Genomic DNA, 16,552 nt, shown 5'->3' with positions numbered 1-16,552 from the left:
GGAAACGCGCCGATGATGCCACGCGTCGCCGGCCCGCCGCCCGGAGGCGCCTGACGCGCCGGAACGTCGGCCTCACCGGACCGGACCGTGCATGCCGCGGCCCCGGCCAGCGTCCCGATCGCCCCGCAATCTGCGTTACCATCGGCATCCGTCCTTTCCGCCGACAGGTGGCCCGCGGCAACGCCGGCCGAGCGTGCGACATGCGCACTACCCACGTCCAGCGCTGACCGTCCCGAGGCCTCCTGTTGCCAGGCGCCCTCGTGGCGTTTTTTTTTGGGGCGGTGATTCGTGATGGGTGATGGGTGATTCGGAAACGCTCGAGTCCCCCTGTTCGCCTTCCGAATCACCCATTACCAATCACCAATTACGGCTCTCCACCCATGATCACCATCACGCTCCCCGACGGCAGCCGCCGCGAGTTCGACCATCCCGTGTCCGTCATGGAGGTCGCCCAGTCCATCGGCGCGGGCCTCGCCAAGGCCACCGTGGCCGGCAAGGTCGACGGCCGCCAGGTCGACGCCTCCGACGTCATCGACCATGACGCGACGCTGCAGATCCTCACGCCGAAGGACCCGGAAGGCGTCGAGATCATCCGCCACTCCTGCGCGCATCTCGTCGGTCACGCGGTCAAGCAGCTGTACCCGGACGCGAAGATGGTCATCGGCCCGGTGATCGAGGACGGTTTCTACTACGACATCCACAGCGAGCGCCCGTTCACGCCCGAGGACCTGGCGGCGATCGAGGCGCGCATGGCCGAACTCATCGCTACCGAGTACGACGTCGTCAAGAAGATGACGCCGCGCGACGAGGTGGTGGCCACGTTCCAGGCCCGCGGCGAGGACTACAAGTTGCGCCTGATCGACGACATGGGGCCCGAGGTCACGCAGATGGGCCTCTACCACCACCAGGAATACGTCGACATGTGCCGCGGCCCGCACGTGCCGAACACGCGCTTCCTCAAGGCGTTCAAGCTCACGCGTATCTCCGGCGCGTACTGGCGCGGTGATTCCAAGAACGAGCAGTTGCAGCGCATCTACGGCACCGCCTGGGCCGACGCCAAGCAGCTCAAGGCGTTCATCCAGCGCATCGAGGAAGCCGAGAAGCGCGACCACCGCCGCATCGGCAAGGCCCAGGGCCTGTTCCACCTGCAGGAAGAGGGGCCGGGCCTGGTGTTCTGGCATCCCAAGGGCTGGGCGATCTGGCAGGTCGTCGAGCAGTACATGCGCCAGGTCTACCGCGACAGCGGCTACGGCGAGGTGCGCTGCCCGCAGATCCTCGACGTCGCGCTGTGGAAGCAGTCCGGCCACTGGGACAACTACAAGGAGAACATGTTCTTCACCGAGTCCGAAAAGCGGACCTATGCGGTGAAGCCCATGAACTGTCCGGGCCACGTGCAGGTGTTCAACCAGGGCCTGCACAGCTACCGCGACCTGCCGATCCGCTACGGCGAGTTCGGCAGCTGCCATCGCAACGAGCCGTCGGGCGCGCTGCACGGCATCCTGCGCGTGCGCGGCTTCACCCAGGACGACGGCCACATCTTCTGCACGCCCGACCAGGTCGAGGCCGAAGTGCGCGACTTCCACGCCCAGGCGCTGAAGGTCTACGGCCACTTCGGCTTCGACGACATCCAGATCAAGATCGCGCTGCGGCCCGAGTCGCGGCTCGGCGACGACGCCACCTGGGGCCGCGCCGAGGACGCGCTGCGCAGCGCGCTGCGCTCGGCCGGCGTCGAGTGGCAGGAACTGCCGGGCGAGGGCGCGTTCTACGGCCCGAAGATCGAGTACCACCTCAAGGACGCGATCGGCCGCACCTGGCAGCTGGGCACGATGCAGGTCGATTTCATGATGCCGGGGCGCCTCGGCGCCGAGTACGTCGACGAGCACAGCCAGAAGAAGCATCCGGTGATGCTGCACCGGGCGATCGTCGGCTCGATGGAGCGTTTCATCGGCATCCTGATCGAGCATCACGCCGGCCAGTTCCCCAGCTGGCTGGCCCCGGTGCAGGCGGTGGTGATGAATATCACCGACGCCCAGGCCGACTTCGTTGCCGAGGTTCGGAAAACCCTTGCAAATCAAGGGGTCCGGGTCGAGGCCGATTTGCGGAACGAGAAGATCGGCTATAAGATCCGCGAGCATACGCTGCAGCGGGTGCCGTATCTGCTCGTGGCAGGGGACCGCGAGAAGGAGAACGGCGCGGTCGCCGTTCGGACACGGACCGGGGAAGATCTGGGCACCATGCCGATCGCCGACTTCGTTTCGCGCCTGAGCGCGGAGCACGTTTCAGCATGAAACCTTCACCGGTGCAGGGCCAAGATGGTCTGCGCCGGACGGCCCGCAGGACGGAATGTCCGCGGCATGTTCCACACTGGAGAATCTGAGCATTAGCACCCTGGACAAACAGAACCGCCGCAACAGTGATATCCGCGTTCCGCGGGTCCGCGTCATCGGCTCCGACGGCGAGATGATCGGCGTGCTTTCGCGCGACGACGCGCTGCGCGCGGCCGAAGAGGAAGGTCTCGATCTCGTCGAGATCCAGCCGAACGCCGATCCGCCGGTCTGCAAGATCATGGACTTCGGCAAGTTCAAGTTCGAGATGCAGAAAAAGGCCAACGAGGCCAAGAAGAAGACCAAGCAGCAGGAGATCAAGGAACTCAAGTTCCGGCCGGTCACCGACGAAGGCGACTACCAGATCAAGCTGCGCAAGATGCGGGGCTTCCTCGAGGAAGGCGACAAGATCAAGGTCAACATCCGCTTCCGTGGTCGCGAGATGAGCCACCAGGAGCTGGGCCGCGAGATGGCCGCCCGGATCGAGGCCGATCTCGGCGAGGACATCGTCATCGAGTCGCGCCCGCGCCTGGAAGGCCGGCAGATGGTGATGATGATCGCGCCGAAGAAGAAGACCTGATCCCGAGGCGTTTAGGCCCGGATCGACGGAAGAGGCGCGGCGCGAGCTGCGCCTTTTTCTTGGCCGCGGGGCCTCGCTGCGCGCGCGGCCGTTCTTCATCGGGTGGCTCGAGGCTGCCGTCCTGGTCTGTTCGTGGCGCGGCCGTGTCCCGGCAGGCGCCATGACCCAGTATCCGGCGCCGTCAAACCAATGATTTGCAAGCCAAAGCCGCGCGCGGCATAATGCGCGGCTCCCGGTTCGCCGGGTGGCATCACACACATTCCAGGACCGGCCTGGATCCCTTCGGGATCAAAGGCTTGAACATTGGCATGGGCAGGATGGAAAGCGTGGCGCACGCCACCGCCCGGTCAGTACACGTATCCCCAAAAGGACTCTCGCAATGCCCAAGATCAAGACGCACCGGGGCGCCGCCAAGCGGTTCCGGAAGACGGCGTCCGGCAAGTACAAGGCCGGCCATGCCAACCGTAGCCACATCCTCACGAAGAAGGCCACCAAGCGGAAGCGCAGCCTTCGTCAGACGAACCACATTCCGGCGTGCGACAGCGGTCGTCTCGACCGCATGCTGCCGTATCTCTGAGGAGGACTGAACCATGGCACGAGTCAAGCGTGGCGTTCAGGCGCGCCGCCGTCACAAGAAGGTCCTCGGCCGCGCGAAGGGCTATTACAACGCCCGTCGCAAGGTCTTCCGCGTCGCCAAGCAGGCCGTCATCAAGGCCGAGCAGTACGCGTACATCGGTCGCAAGCGCAAGAAGCGCGACTACCGTTCGCTGTGGATCACGCGTATCAACGCGGCCGCACGTCTGAACGGTGTCAGCTACAGCCGCTTCATGAATGGTCTGCTGAAGGCCGGCATCACGCTGGACCGCAAGGTCCTGGCCGACATCGCCGTGCACGACGCTGCCGCCTTTACCGCGCTCGCCGACAAGGCGAAGGACGCGCTGGCAGCCTGAGGCTGCCGTCTCCACCGTAAAGCGGCACGGGCCGCCGGGTGATTCCGGCGGCCGAACGTGGGGAAGGGCGCAAGTCCTTCCCCATTGTTTTTTGTGGCGCCGGCCGAGCGCGCACGCGAGTGCCGCGGCGGCCGGGGCCATCGACCCCCTCAGCGACGGGCAAGCAGTGCGATGAGTGAAATCGACTCCCTTTCGAACCAGGCGCTCGCCGACATCGAGGCCGCGGCCACGCCGGAGGCGCTGGACGCCCTGCGCGTCGCGCTGCTCGGCAAGAGCGGCCGCATCACCGCGCAGCTCAAGGCGCTCGGCGCGTTGCCGGTCGACCAGCGCAAGGCGGCCGGCGAGGCGATCAACCGCGCCCGGGATGCGATCGGCGCCGCGCTCGCCGCGCGCAAGGTCGCGCTCGATGACGTCGCGCTGGACGCGAGGCTCGCCTCGCAAACCGTCGACGTCACCCTCCCGGGCCGCGACGGCGCGCGCGGCGGCGTGCATCCGATCAGCCGCACCCTCGAACGCATCGCCGACATCTTCGGCCGTCTCGGTTACGAGCTCGCCGACGGCCCCGAGATCGAGGACGACTGGCACAACTTCGAGGCGCTGAACTTCCCGCCGCACCATCCCGCGCGCGCGATGCACGACACGTTCTACTTTCCGCCGGATGGCGCCGGTGTCGCGCGCCTGCTGCGCACGCACACCTCGGGCGTGCAGGTGCGCTACATGGGCGAGCACGCGCCGCCGCTGCGCATGATCGCGGCCGGCAAGGTCTACCGCTCCGACAGCGACCAGACCCATTCGCCGATGTTCCATCAGGTCGAAGGCCTGCTGGTCGACGAGCACGCGACGTTCGCCGATCTCAAGGGCACGCTGAGCGAGTTCGTGCGCGCGTTCTTCGAGCGCGACTTCGAGATGCGCTTCCGGCCGAGCTACTTCCCGTTCGTGGAACCCGGCGCCGAGGTCGACATCGCCTGGCAGCAGGCCGACGGCAGCACGCGCTGGCTCGAGGTGCTGGGCTGCGGCATGGTCCACCCGAACGTGCTCAAGGCCGTCGGCATCGACCCGGAGCGCTACACCGGCTTCGCGTTCGGCCTCGGCGTCGAACGCTTCGCGATGCTGCGCTACGGCGTCGACGATCTGCGTGCGTTCTTCGAGAACGATGTGCGGTTTCTCAGGCAGTTTGCTTGAGGAGTCGTGATTGGTGATTCGTGATCGGTGATTCGGAAAAGCGGGTCACACGCACGGTCACCGATCGCGGAAACGCTGCTTTGTCGAATCACGAATCACCAATTACGAATTACGGAATTTCACAATGAAATTCAGCGAAAACTGGCTGCGCCAGCACGTCAAGACCGATGCCACCCGTGACCAGCTCGCGGCGACGCTGACCGCGATCGGCCTGGAGGTCGAAGAGATCACGCCGCTGGGCGAGGCGCTCGATGGTGTCGTCGTGGCGCGCATCGTGTCGGCGGAGAAACACCCCGAGGCGGATCGCCTGCAGGTGTGCCAGGTCGACGCCGGTGGCCGGACGCTGCAGATCGTCTGCGGTGCGCCGAACGCGCGTCCGGGACTGGTCGCGCCGCTGGCCTTGATCGGCACCACCGTGGGCACGCTGACGATCCAGGCCGCGCAGCTGCGCGGCGTCGAGTCCAACGGCATGTTGTGCTCGGCCAAGGAGCTCGGCATCGATGCCGACGCCTCCGGCCTGCTCGAACTGCCCGAGGACGCGCCGGTCGGGACGCCATTGGCCGATTACCTGGGCCTGCCCGATGCCGCGATCGAGCTGAAGCTCACCCCCAACCGCGCCGACTGTTTCGGCGTGCGCGGCATCGCGTTCGACGTTGCCGCCGCATTCGGCAGCGAGGTCGTTCCGCTCGAGGCCACGCCGGTCGCCGCGCAGTCGGATGCGCAGCTCGCGGTGACGCTCGATGCAGGTGCCGATGCGCCGCGCTACCTCGGCCGCGTCATCGAACGCGTCGACGCCACCCGGCCGACACCGGTGTGGATGGCCGAGCGCCTGCGCCGCAGCGGCATCCGCCCGCTCAGCTTCCTCGTCGACGTCACCCAGTACGTGATGCTGGAACTCGGCCAGCCGATGCACGCCTTCGACCGAGACCTGCTCACCGGCCCCGTCGGCGTACGCCGTGCGCGCGCGGGCGAGACGCTGACGCTGCTCGACGGTCGTGACGTGACGCTGGACGAGCAGTTCCTCGCGATCACCGATGCCGACCGCGTCGTCGCGCTGGCCGGTGTCATGGGCGGCTTCGACACCCGCGTGACCGACGGCACGCGTACCGTGTTTCTGGAATCCGCGCACTTCGCGCCGGACGCGATCATCGGCCGCAGCCGCCGTCTCGGCCTGCACACCGACGCCGCGCACCGCTTCGAGCGCGGCGTGGATCCGGAACTGCCGCGCACGGCGATCGAATACGCGACGCGGCTGATCCTCGACGTCGCCGGTGGCGTGCCCGGCCCGGTGATCGCGGCCGAGCTGGACGCGCATCTGGCGCGTCCGCGCGTCATCGCGCTGCGCCGCGCGCGTTTGGCACGGGTGCTCGGCCTGACGGTCGACGATGCCGAGGTCGAGCGCATCCTGCGCGCGCTGGGGCTCGACGTCGTCGCCGATGCCGAGGGCTGGCAGGTCACCGCGCCCACGCGCCGCTTCGACCTGGCGATCGAGGAAGACCTGATCGAGGAAGTCGTGCGCATCCACGGCTACGACCGCGTGCCGACCACGCTGCCCGGCGGCGCGACGCGCATCGCCGTGCCCAGCGAAACTCAAGTCGCCGAAGCCGAGTTGCGGCGGCAGATGGTGGCGCGGGATTGCCTGGAGACCGTCAACTTCGCATTCGTCGACGCCCGGCTGCTCGCCGCGTGGAACGCCGATGCCGACAGCGTGCCGCTGGCCAACCCGCTGAGCGGCGAGCTCGGTGTCATGCGCACCAAGCTGCTGCCGGGCCTGGTCGCCACGCTGGGCCGCAATCTCGCGCGCCAGCAGTCGCGCGTGCGCCTGTTCGAGCTGGGCAAGGTCTTCAACCGCGCGCCCGCAGGCGATGCGGCGCCGACGGAAACCCTGCGCGTGGCCGCCGCGGTCGTCGGCGACGCGGCGACCGAGCAGTGGGGCGAAACGGCACGTCCGGTCGACTATTTCGATCTCAAGGGCGATCTCGAAGCGCTGGCCGCCGTCGCCGGCGCGCGCCTGACGTTCGCGCGTTCGAGTGCGCCGCACGGGCATCCCGGACGCTCGGCCGATGTGCTGCGCGACGGCGCGCACGTGGGCTGGATCGGCGAACTGCATCCGCGCCTGCTGCGCGCGCTCGACATCGACCAGCCGGTGGTGGCCTTCGAACTCGATGCCGCCGCCCTGCAGGCGCGCCCCCTGCCGAAGCTCGCGCCGTTGTCGAAGTTCCCGTCGGTACGCCGCGACCTGGCGATCGTCGCCCCCGAGGCGGTTGAGTGGGCTGCACTGGAGCGCACCGTGCAGGCGTCCGCCGGTCCGCTGCTGGCCGGTATCCGGCTATTCGACCGTTACGCCGGAAAGGGGGTCGAAACCGGGTTCAGGAGCCTCGCCATGGGCTTGATTCTGCAGGAAAATTCCCGCACTCTGACCGACCGCGACGTGGATGCTGTCGTGGCGGATGTGGTCGCCGCGCTGGGTCGTGAACATGGCGCGTCGCTCCGAAGCTGAGGTCTTACAGGGGGTAGCGGCGTGGCGTTGACGAAGGCGGACATGGCCGAAAAGCTCTACGAGGACGTCGGCTTGAACAAGCGCGAGGCGAAGGAATTCGTCGATGCGTTTTTCGACGTCCTGCGCGAGGCGCTGCAGCAGGGCCGCCAGGTCAAGCTGTCGGGCTTCGGCAACTTCGACCTGCGCCGCAAGAACGAGCGTCCGGGCCGCAACCCGAAGACCGGCGAGGAGATTCCGATCTCCGCGCGCACCGTGGTGACGTTCCGTCCGGGCCAGAAGCTCAAGGAACGCGTCGAGGCCTACACCGGCTCGGTGGGAGCGGCGCATGCTTGACCCGGGCAGCAACCGCGAACTTCCGCCGATTCCGGCCAAGCGCTACTTCACCATCGGCGAGGTCAGCGAGCTCTGCGACGTCAAGCCGCACGTGCTGCGCTACTGGGAGACCGAATTCCCCAGCCTCGAGCCGGTGAAGCGCCGCGGCAATCGCCGTTACTACCAGCGCCACGACGTGCTGATGGTGCGCCAGATCCGTGGCCTGCTGTACGAGCAGGGCTACACGATCGGCGGCGCGCGTCTGCGTCTGGAGGGCGAGGGCGCCAAGCAGGAATCGGCGCTGAGCAACCAGATCGTGCGCCAGGTGCGCATGGAGCTCGAGGACGTGCTGCAGCTGCTCAAGCGCTGAGCACGATAGCGATGGGCGAAACGCCCGCGTGCCGGTATAATTTCCAGATTCCGGGGTATAGCGCAGCCTGGTAGCGCACTTGTCTGGGGGACAAGTGGTCGTCGGTTCGAATCCGGCTACCCCGACCAAACTTCGAAGGCCCGCCACGTGCGGGCCTTTGTCGTTTCTGAGGAGAGGGCGGCGGTGCGGTGCCTGCGCGCATGCTGCGGCAGCGGCCGTATTGCCTGTCGCAGTTCAGGCCACCGCAGATCGATTGCCGTCTGTTCCTCGCACGGTATGACCAAGTGCCCTTGCGTGCGCTTCGGCGCCGTCGTATTAGTCGCGCTGGACTCACAGGGGCACGGACGGATGATGCGGATCTCACGAAAGGCGTGGCTGGGCGGGCTGCTGGCCTGCGTGTCGGCGGGAGGGATGGCACAGGTGCCGGTCGACGAGCTCGCGTCCTCGGAGCAGCCGGTCGACGGGAACGGCATCGTCGACATGAACGTGGTCGTGGTGTCCGGGTCGCAGCCGGGTCCCGGCCTGTGGCGCGTGCGGCGCGGGGAGAACACGCTCTACATCCTCGGCACACAATCGCCCCTGCCCAAGGCCATGACTTGGCGCTCGGACGAGGTGCGCGAGGTGCTGGCCGAGGCGGGTGTCGTGCTGGGGCCGCCGGGTGTCGTGATCGGCCGGGATATCGGGGTGTTCCGGGGGCTGACGATGCTGCCGGCGGCGATGCGCGCGGCGAGAAACCCCGACGGTGCCACGCTCGATGAACTGTTGCCGGGGGATGTCTACGAACGCTGGTCGATGCTCAAAGCGCGCTACATCGGGCGTGACCGCGGCATCGAGCGCAAGCGGCCGGCGATCGCGGTGTACGAGCTGTATCGCGCCGCGCTCGATGCCAACGGCCTGCGCGAGGGCGGGGTGGTCTCGCCGGTCCTCGACGAAGCGCTCAAGGCGCGCGGCATGAAGCTCACGTCGACGACGCTGGAGGTGAAGATCGACGATCCGCGTGCGGCGCTCGCCGATTTCCGCAAGGAAGGCATGAAGCCCGAGGACGTGGCCTGCGTGCGCGACACGCTGGACGTCATCGAACGAGGGCTGCCGCAGGTGGCCGCTCGCGCCAATGCCTGGGCTGTCGGGGATCTCGATGTGCTGCGGGCGACCGCCGGGCAGGGGTCACAGGTGCAGGCATGCATGTCGTCGTTTCTGCAGACCGAAACCGCACGCAAACGCGGGCTCGATGCACTCGACGCCCAGGTGCGTGCGAACTGGCTGGCGGTCGCGGACGATGCGCTCGACGCGCATCGCGTGTCGTTTGCGACGTTGTCGGTCAACGACCTGCTGGGCACGTCCGGTTTTCTGGCCGCGTTGCGACCGCGCGTCGACGCAGTGCTGGCGCCGGACGAAGCGGATGTCGTCGAGGACGAGGGCGCGGCGACGTCGGGCGTCGCAACGCCCTGATCCCTGGGCGGTTCGCTCAGCCCGCCGCGGCCTGGTCGCCGACGGCGGGCCGCGCCGCCAGGTCCGGCCAGCGCGCGAGCACTGCGGCGCGGATACCGGCGGCATCCAGGCCGGCCTCGGCCAGCAGATCCTCGCGGCTGGCGTGGTGCTGGAAGGCATCCGGCAGGCCGAGGTGGAGCACCGGCAGCACGATGCCCTCGGCATTGAGCAGCTCGGCGACACCCGAACCCGCGCCGCCGGCGACGACGTTGTCCTCCAGGGTCACGAAGCCGTCGTGGCTGCGTGCCAGCTCCAGCAGCAAGGCCCGATCGAGCGGACGGACGAAGCGCATATTGACCACGGTGAGGTCGAGCTCGGCGCCCACCTGTTCGGCCGCCGGCACGATCGCGCCGAAGGCGAGCAGGGCCACGCGGCGGCCATGCCGGCGCAGGTCGGCCTTGCCGATCGGCAGGGTCTCGAGGCCGGCGCCGACGGCCACGCCCGGGCCGGTGCCGCGTGGATACCGCACCGCGGCCGGCCCTTCATGACGGAAGCCGGTCGTCAGCATCGTCCGGCACTCGGCTTCGTCCGCCGGTGCCATGACGACCATGTTGGGCACGCAGCGCAGGAAGCTCAGGTCGAGGTTGCCGGCATGCGTCGCGCCATCGGGGCCGACGACGCCGCCGCGATCGATCGCGAACAGCACGTCGAGCTTCTGCAGGGCGACGTCGTGAACCAGCTGGTCGTAGGCGCGCTGCAGGAACGTGGAGTAGATCGCCACGACCGGCTTGGCGCCCTCGCAGGCCATACCCGCGGCCAGCGTGACCGCGTGCTGCTCGGCGATCGCGGTGTCGAAATAGCGCGGCGCATGTTCCTTGGAGAAGCGCACGAGACCCGAGCCCTCGCGCATCGCCGGGGTGATGCCGAGCAGGCGGTCGTCGGCCGCGGCCATGTCGCACAGCCAGTCGCCGAAGACGTCGGTGTAGGTCGGCTTCTTGACGCCGCCGGCCTTGGCCACGATGCCCTGGCTGGGATCGAACGGCGATACCGCGTGGTAGCCGATCTGGTCGCCTTCGGCGAGCTCGTAGCCCTTGCCCTTGGTGGTGATGACGTGCAGCAGCTGCGGACCTTTGAGGCCCTTGAGCGTCTTCAGCGTCTCGACCAGCGCCTTGACGTCATGACCGTCGATGGGCCCGGTGTAGTGGAAGCCCATCTCCTCGAACAGCGTGGACGGCACGAACATGCCCTTCCAGTGTTCCTCCCAGCGGCGCACGAACTTCGCGGTCGGGTTGTTCTTGTCGCCGAGCAGCTTCTTGCCGCCTTCGCGCAGTGCGTTGAGCGTGCGGTTGCCGGTGGCGCGGCCGAGCATCTTGGTCAGGCCACCGACCGCTTCGCTGATCGACATGCGGTTGTCGTTGAGGATCACCAGCACGTCCGGCTCGGGCTCCATGCCGCCGGCGTGGTTCAGGGCCTCGTAGGCCATGCCGGCAGTCATCGCGCCGTCGCCGATCACCGCGATCACCCGGCGGTCGTTACCGGCGTGGGCATTCGCCACCGCCATGCCCAGCGCGGCAGAAATCGACGTCGACGAATGGCCGACACCGAAGGTGTCGTACTCGGACTCCTCGCGCTTGGGGAACGGCGACACGCCGTCCTTCTGCTTGACCGTGTGGATCTGGTCGCGCCGGCCGGTGAGGATCTTGTGCGGATAGGTCTGGTGACCGACGTCCCACACGATCCGGTCCTCGGGTGTCTCGTAGAGGTAATGCAGGACGGTCGTGAGTTCGATCACGCCGAGACCGGCGCCGAAGTGGCCTCCGCTCCTGCCGACGGATTCGATGAGATAGGCGCGCAGTTCGTCGGCGATCGCGGGCAGTTCGGACTCGTCGAACTGGCGCAGGTCGGACGGCGCGTCGATGCGCGCGAGGCGCGGATAGCGCGTGGAATCGATCATCCGGCCATTGTAAGGCCTGCCCCCATGCAGGCGTCATCGGCCTGTCATGCGGGGCGATGTCTCAGCGTTTGCGAAGACGGGAGAAGAAACCGCTGGATTTGCCGGATTCCGCGGGATCCTCGGCCGTCTCGACGACCGGCTCGGCGTAGCCGGTGGCCAGATTCGCGTTCACGAACCGGTTGATCTCGTGCGCGGGCAGCCCGCTGGCCGTGACGATGTCCGCCAACGTCGCCGGGCCCTTCATCATTGCGGTGGCGATGCGGAAATGTCGCGGGTATTCGCGTTCGGTCTGCGGCCATTTGTTCAGCGTGTAGCGGGCGTCCGGGTCGTAGCCGGGCGCCAGCATGCCGTCGCCCGCCAGCAGCGCGCCGAGCCAGTGCAGCCGCAGCAGTGGCTGGGCCGGGCCGGTGGCCGGCGCGTCGAGCACCCAGGCATCGGCGGCGACCGGCTCGAAGGCATCGCGCGCGACCTGGCCGTCGAAATACTGGACCAGCGGCTTGAGCGTGGACGGGCCGTGGTACTGGCGCGCGTCGAAATCGATCAGCAGCGTCGGCCCGGTGGCATTGCGATACCGGTAGCGGCCGCGCATCGCGGGGTCGGCGACCCAGTCGACCAGCGGACGTTCGGACGTCTGGGCAACAGCCGGGGCTGCCGGCGTGGCGACGGCGGCCGGTTCCGCGGCCTCGGTCCGTGCAGGTTCCGGCGCTGCTGCCCGCGCCGGAGCGACCGGTGCGGGCGGCGCTGCGGCCGCATGCGAGGCCGGCGGCGGCGCGGTGGGCGCTTCGACCGGCGCGGGCGCGCGCGGCGTCGCTGCAGCGATCTCGGCGCGCGCGGGTTCTGCGCGGTCGGCGGGTGACGGCGGCTTGATGTCCTGCGCGGCGGAGAGCGTGATCTCGAGGCTCGCCGCGACCTCGTGCAGCAGCGCGACGATCGCCCGTTCGTCGAACGGCCGCCCGAGCCTGAAATGCGTCTGCACGCGTGGCGCCGACGTCAGGCCGATGACCTGTTTGCCGGCCGCGTGCAGGCGCAGCCAGCTCATCGGCCCGTACATGCTGTCCATGTCGACGACGACGTGCTGCGACTCGGTCTCGGGCACCAGCGCGCAACAATCGCCGAGCTGGCTGCTGGCGCTGGCGAATGCGGCGCGGAGTGCGGTTTCGGTGGCGCTGTCCATGCCGCTGAGGGCAATCGTCAATCGCATGCGGCTGTACCGTCGGAACAATGCAGCGAGTGTAACGAGACCCGCCGCGCGCGTGGGTGACGTGGGTGCGGGTCCGCGCTGGCCGCGACGATGTCGACGCCGCTTTTCCGGCGGATCTCGCCGACCAACACATTCACTTCAGCGCGTTGAAATCACCCGGCGACGGTGCGCGGGGGGCGGCCGGCAGCGACGGCTGCGGGACTGCATGCCGGCGCCTGATTGCGCGCCGCACCCCATTGGCTCAGGCGATCGCGTGGCGCCGGCGTTTGGGCAGGTGCGAGCTGAGAAAACTCATCTGGTCGGCGAGGATGCTGCGGTTGCTGAGGATCAGATGTTCGATCCAGCTCGGCCGGAAGGGCACCGCCAGCAGCGGCATCGAGGCCTGCTGCGGCGTGCGCCCGCCCTTGCGCGAATTGCAGTGGACGCAGGCCGAAACCACGTTTTCCCAGATGTCGAGTCCGCCCTGTGACAGCGGATCGACATGGTCGCGCGTCAGCAACTGGCGGCTGAAGTGGCGGCCGCAGTACAGGCACAGCGACTGGTCGCGTGCGAACAGTGCGGTGTTGGTCAGCGCCGGCGTGGGATCGACGGCCGATGCGCGCACGTGGCTGCGGCCGGCGATGATGGGGTGCAGATCCATGCGGCTCTGCTGGCCGGTCGCGCGGGACAGGCCGCCGTAGAGCGTCATGCAGGGTTCGCCGAGCGTCCAGGCGACAGCGCCGCGCGCGTAGAGACAGGCCGCGTCCTGCCAGCTGATCCAGTTCAGTGCGCGGCCATGCGCGTCGAGTGCCAGCAGACGCACGCCGTCGCGGCGTGGGGCGCGTGGGCTGATGTCGGCGGAGAGGTCGAGGACCGGCGCCGTGGCGGAACCGGTGGGGACGTGGCGTTGATGCGCGCGATCGGTCTCCATCGGGGATCGAGCATATACCCGATCGATGACGGTTTGTGCAATCGGTCCTGCGCGATCAGGCGTCTGCGCGCAGGATGATCACCGCGCGCGCCACGCCGCGCCCGGTGAGCGGGCGCGGCGACGTCAGGGTGCACGCTGCACTGCGCGTGGCGTCAGCTGTCGAAGGCTTCGTCGGCGACCGACAGCAGCGTGGCCGGTCCGCTCTCGATCGCCGCCGCATGGCCCAGCGTGCGCGGCAGGATCCGCGCGAAATAGAAGCGCGCGGTTTCGCGCTTGCCGGCCTTGAAGGTCTCCGAACGCGACGAGGCATCGGCGACGGCCACGCTGCGCGCCCACCAGTAGGCGAGGGCGACATAGCCGGAGAAGAACAGGTAGTCGTGCGCCGCCGCGCCGATCTCCTCGGGATCGACGGCGGCGCGCTCGGCGATCTGTGCGGTCAGCTGCTGCCACTGCGCCGCGTGTGCGCGCAGCGGCGCGATGAATTCGGCCAGACCCGGCGCGCCGTCGTACTCGCGGCAGAAGGCCTCGATCATGCCGAGGAACACCCGCAGCCCCGCGCCCTGCAGCTGCATGATCTTGCGCCCCATGAGGTCGAGCGCCTGGATGCCGGTGGTGCCTTCGTACAGCGTGGTGATGCGTGCATCGCGCGCCAGCTGTTCCATGCCGTGCTCGGCGATGTAGCCGTGGCCGCCGTAGCACTGCAGCGCGTGATAGGTGCATTCGTTGCCCCACTCGGTGAGGCAGCCTTTGACGATCGGCGTCAGGAAGCCCAGCAGGTCGTCGGCCTGCTGGCGCGCCGCGGCGTCGTCGGCGCGCTCCGCGCTGTCGACCAGCGAGCCGGCGTGATAGGCCAGCAGCCGGCCGCCTTCGGTCAGCGCCTTGCAGGTGAGCAGCATTCGGCGCACGTCGGGCTGGACCATGATCGGATCGGCGGGTTTGGACGGCAGCTTGGCGCCCGACAGCGCGCGCGACTGCAGCCGCTCGCGTGCATAGCGCAGCGCGTTCTCGTAGGCGCGGGTGGCGAGGCCCAGCCCCTGCACGCCGACGCCGAGGCGCGCGGTGTTCATCATCGTAAACATCGCCATCAGGCCCTTGTGCGGCTGGCCGACGAGATAGCCTTCCGCGCCGTCGAAGTTCATCACGCAGGTCGCGGACCCGTGGATGCCCATCTTGTGTTCGACCGCGCCGCAGCGCACCGCATTGCGCTCACCGAGCGTGCCGTCGCGGGCCACGCGGATCTTGGGCACGACGAACAGCGAGATGCCGCGGCTGCCTTCCGGTGCGTCGGGCAGGCGGGCCAGCACCAGGTGCACGATGTTGTCGGTGAGGTCGTGCTCGCCGGCGGTGATGAAGATCTTGGTGCCGGTGATGGCATAGCGGTCGTCACCGGCCGGTTCGGCGCGGGTCTTGAGCAGGCCCAGATCGGTGCCGCACTGCGGCTCGGTCAGGCACATCGTGCCGGTCCACGTGCCGGCGATCAGCGGCTTGAGGAAGACCTCCTTCTGCCAGGCCTCGCCGTGATGGTGCAGCGCGTTCACCGCGCCGTGGGACAGCAGCGGAAAGTTGCTCCAGGCCAGGTTCGCCGCGTCGATCATCTCTTCCAGGCAGATGCCCACCGCATGCGGCATGTTCATGCCGCCGAACTCGGTCGGCGCGCTCATGCCGGTCCAGCCGCCTTCGGCGAACTGGTCGTAGGCGGCCTTGAAGCCGTCGGGCGTGGTGACCGCGCCGGTGGCCTTGTCGAAGCGCACGCCCTGTTCGTCGCCGATGCGGTTGAGCGGGGCGAGCACGGTCTCGCACATGCGCGCGCACTCGTCGAGCACGGCATCGACCGTCTCGCGGTTGGCGTCGTCGAAGCCGAGTGATGCGAACAGGGGCGTGACCTGCAGCACGTCGTGCAGGGCGAAACGGATGTCGGTCAGCGGGGCGGTATAGGTGCTCATGGCGTCGGCTCGTCAGTCAGTGCGCGCGGCCATGCAGGCCACGCGGAATCGAAAATCGGGAAGGTGCGCGCAGGCGCGGAATCAGCGCATCACGCCAGGCAGGCCCGGTACCGGGCTCAGCACGCTCTCGCGCCGGATCCGGTAGTCGCGGGCGTTGCCGCGGTCTTCCGGCGCCGCGCGCAGGCTGCCCTCGATGCGATAGGCCAGGGTGCGTCCGCCGGCCAGGGCATCTGCGGCGTGCAGGCGTGCCTGCGCGGAGGGGGTGAGCACCAGCGTCACCACGTCGGCGGATTCCGAGCCGATCGTCAGCGGCGAGGTCGAAGCCAGCGTGCCGGCCGGTTCGCCGGCCACCTGCAGCTCGAGCTGCACCGAATCGAAGCGCATCGGGATGCTGCTGTAGTTCTGCACACGCAGATCCACCGACCAGCTGCCGTCGGCCGCCACGGTGAGCTGCTGCAGGCTGGCGGCGGGCTCGGAGACGCGTCGCTGGCCCGTCACGCAGGCAGCGAGCACGCAAGTCGCGAGCAGGATCGTCAGCAGCTTCCACGGCTTCATCGCAGGCTCCGTCGTCTAAAGGCGAGGGCCGATGTTAGCGCGTCGCCGAACGCGGACGCGGCCTCGACGGGCGGCCGTTGCCTGCGCGTGTTCGCTAATGGTTGCCGTCCGCGCGTTCGCCCCGTATCATGCGCGTCCCGCAGTGGCCGGGTAGCTCAGTTGGTAGAGCAGGGGATTGAAAATCCCCGTGTCGGGGGTTCGATTCCCTCCCCGGCCACCATTGCGACACGTTTGATGAGGCCCGCAGCGATGCGGGTCTCTTTTTTTGTGCCGCGCGCGCAGGGTGGGCGTGGAGGCGCCGGGCTATCATCGCGCCGCGCCGTCCGGGCGCTGGAGTTCCGCG

Annotated in this window: 14 protein-coding genes and 2 tRNA genes; 11 read left to right on the top strand and 5 right to left on the bottom strand. The window is 68.5% G+C overall.

The annotated features are described in order from the left end of the window. Positions 1-380: 380 nt before the first annotated feature. From thrS to ACF3M1_RS11980, 10 genes are all read left to right on the top strand, one after another. Positions 381-2,288, top strand: coding sequence for a threonine--tRNA ligase (thrS, locus tag ACF3M1_RS12025; RefSeq protein ID WP_394000949.1), 1,908 nt, complete (start codon positions 381-383; stop codon positions 2,286-2,288). 55 nt (positions 2,289-2,343) lie between these two features. Then, positions 2,344-2,904, top strand: coding sequence for a translation initiation factor IF-3 (gene infC / locus ACF3M1_RS12020; protein WP_394000947.1), 561 nt, complete (start codon positions 2,344-2,346; stop codon positions 2,902-2,904). 379 nt (positions 2,905-3,283) lie between these two features. Further along, positions 3,284-3,481 carry a 50S ribosomal protein L35 gene (rpmI, locus tag ACF3M1_RS12015; protein ID WP_394000945.1) on the top strand — a complete coding sequence of 66 codons (198 nt, stop codon included), beginning with the start codon at positions 3,284-3,286 and terminating at the stop codon, positions 3,479-3,481. A gap of 13 nt (positions 3,482-3,494) precedes the next feature. After that, positions 3,495-3,854, top strand: coding sequence for a 50S ribosomal protein L20 (gene rplT, locus ACF3M1_RS12010; RefSeq protein ID WP_096209481.1), 360 nt, complete (start codon positions 3,495-3,497; stop codon positions 3,852-3,854). A gap of 171 nt (positions 3,855-4,025) precedes the next feature. Then, positions 4,026-5,036 carry a phenylalanine--tRNA ligase subunit alpha gene (gene pheS / locus ACF3M1_RS12005; protein ID WP_394000942.1) on the top strand — a complete coding sequence of 337 codons (1,011 nt, stop codon included), beginning with the start codon at positions 4,026-4,028 and terminating at the stop codon, positions 5,034-5,036. Positions 5,037-5,160: 124 nt separating this feature from the next. After that, complete coding sequence (pheT, locus tag ACF3M1_RS12000) at positions 5,161-7,536, top strand: phenylalanine--tRNA ligase subunit beta (RefSeq protein WP_394000940.1); 2,376 nt, start codon at positions 5,161-5,163, stop codon at positions 7,534-7,536. A gap of 21 nt (positions 7,537-7,557) precedes the next feature. Next, positions 7,558-7,869, top strand: coding sequence for an integration host factor subunit alpha (locus tag ACF3M1_RS11995; RefSeq protein ID WP_394000939.1), 312 nt, complete (start codon positions 7,558-7,560; stop codon positions 7,867-7,869). Continuing rightward, positions 7,862-8,218, top strand: coding sequence for a MerR family transcriptional regulator (locus tag ACF3M1_RS11990; RefSeq protein WP_096209477.1), 357 nt, complete (start codon positions 7,862-7,864; stop codon positions 8,216-8,218). Before ACF3M1_RS11995 ends, ACF3M1_RS11990 begins: the two co-directional genes overlap by 8 nt. A gap of 51 nt (positions 8,219-8,269) precedes the next feature. Further along, positions 8,270-8,346 (top strand) — tRNA-Pro (locus tag ACF3M1_RS11985). A 148-nt stretch (positions 8,347-8,494) separates the two neighbouring features. Beyond that, on the top strand, positions 8,495-9,667 hold the full coding sequence (locus ACF3M1_RS11980) for a TraB/GumN family protein (protein ID WP_394000936.1): 1,173 nt from the start codon (positions 8,495-8,497) through the stop codon (positions 9,665-9,667). 16 nt (positions 9,668-9,683) lie between these two features. Here the strand turns inward: ACF3M1_RS11980 and dxs are convergent, their stop codons facing one another. The 5 genes from dxs to ACF3M1_RS11955 form a co-directional block, all read right to left on the bottom strand. Further along, positions 9,684-11,600: a 1-deoxy-D-xylulose-5-phosphate synthase gene (gene dxs / locus ACF3M1_RS11975; RefSeq protein WP_394000934.1), complete on the bottom strand. Its 1,917-nt coding sequence runs from the start codon at positions 11,598-11,600 to the stop codon at positions 9,684-9,686. A 61-nt stretch (positions 11,601-11,661) separates the two neighbouring features. Then, the gene (locus tag ACF3M1_RS11970) at positions 11,662-12,801 is read right to left on the bottom strand and encodes a hypothetical protein (protein WP_394000932.1); all 1,140 of its coding nucleotides are present in this window, start codon (positions 12,799-12,801) and stop codon (positions 11,662-11,664) included. A gap of 241 nt (positions 12,802-13,042) precedes the next feature. After that, entirely contained in the window at positions 13,043-13,711 is a 669-nt protein-coding gene (locus ACF3M1_RS11965) for an HNH endonuclease (RefSeq protein WP_394000930.1), read from the bottom strand. 152 nt (positions 13,712-13,863) lie between these two features. Further along, the gene (locus ACF3M1_RS11960; RefSeq protein ID WP_394000928.1) at positions 13,864-15,654 is read right to left on the bottom strand and encodes an acyl-CoA dehydrogenase C-terminal domain-containing protein; all 1,791 of its coding nucleotides are present in this window, start codon (positions 15,652-15,654) and stop codon (positions 13,864-13,866) included. 81 nt (positions 15,655-15,735) lie between these two features. Next, a complete protein-coding gene (locus tag ACF3M1_RS11955) occupies positions 15,736-16,209 on the bottom strand; it encodes an LEA type 2 family protein (RefSeq protein WP_394000925.1) in 474 nt (157 codons plus the stop codon). A gap of 144 nt (positions 16,210-16,353) precedes the next feature. Between ACF3M1_RS11955 and ACF3M1_RS11950 the strand changes: the two genes are divergently transcribed. Continuing rightward, a tRNA-Phe gene (locus ACF3M1_RS11950) sits at positions 16,354-16,429 on the top strand. Positions 16,430-16,552: the final 123 nt, after the last annotated feature.

The sequence above is a fragment of the Luteimonas sp. WGS1318 genome, from assembly GCF_043187535.1.
Taxonomy (GTDB): domain Bacteria; phylum Pseudomonadota; class Gammaproteobacteria; order Xanthomonadales; family Xanthomonadaceae; genus Luteimonas.
Note: the sequence above shows the minus strand (reverse complement) of the source record. Positions and strands in the feature narration are given on the sequence as shown.

What these genes read in the sequence shown, in the direction of transcription:
- infC (WP_394000947.1), top strand. Translation starts at nt 2,344, where the DNA reads ATGTCCGCGGCATGTTCCACACTGGAGAATCTGAGCATTAGCACCCTG.
- ACF3M1_RS11960 (WP_394000928.1), bottom strand. Translation starts at nt 15,654, where the DNA reads ATGAGCACCTATACCGCCCCGCTGACCGACATCCGTTTCGCCCTGCAC.
- ACF3M1_RS11965 (WP_394000930.1), bottom strand. Translation starts at nt 13,711, where the DNA reads ATGGAGACCGATCGCGCGCATCAACGCCACGTCCCCACCGGTTCCGCC.
- ACF3M1_RS11980 (WP_394000936.1), top strand. Translation starts at nt 8,495, where the DNA reads ATGACCAAGTGCCCTTGCGTGCGCTTCGGCGCCGTCGTATTAGTCGCG.
- ACF3M1_RS11955 (WP_394000925.1), bottom strand. Translation starts at nt 16,209, where the DNA reads ATGAAGCCGTGGAAGCTGCTGACGATCCTGCTCGCGACTTGCGTGCTC.
- thrS (WP_394000949.1), top strand. Translation starts at nt 381, where the DNA reads ATGATCACCATCACGCTCCCCGACGGCAGCCGCCGCGAGTTCGACCAT.
- ACF3M1_RS11970 (WP_394000932.1), bottom strand. Translation starts at nt 12,801, where the DNA reads ATGCGATTGACGATTGCCCTCAGCGGCATGGACAGCGCCACCGAAACC.
- dxs (WP_394000934.1), bottom strand. Translation starts at nt 11,600, where the DNA reads ATGATCGATTCCACGCGCTATCCGCGCCTCGCGCGCATCGACGCGCCG.
- rplT (WP_096209481.1), top strand. Translation starts at nt 3,495, where the DNA reads ATGGCACGAGTCAAGCGTGGCGTTCAGGCGCGCCGCCGTCACAAGAAG.
- ACF3M1_RS11990 (WP_096209477.1), top strand. Translation starts at nt 7,862, where the DNA reads ATGCTTGACCCGGGCAGCAACCGCGAACTTCCGCCGATTCCGGCCAAG.
- pheT (WP_394000940.1), top strand. Translation starts at nt 5,161, where the DNA reads ATGAAATTCAGCGAAAACTGGCTGCGCCAGCACGTCAAGACCGATGCC.
- pheS (WP_394000942.1), top strand. Translation starts at nt 4,026, where the DNA reads ATGAGTGAAATCGACTCCCTTTCGAACCAGGCGCTCGCCGACATCGAG.
- rpmI (WP_394000945.1), top strand. Translation starts at nt 3,284, where the DNA reads ATGCCCAAGATCAAGACGCACCGGGGCGCCGCCAAGCGGTTCCGGAAG.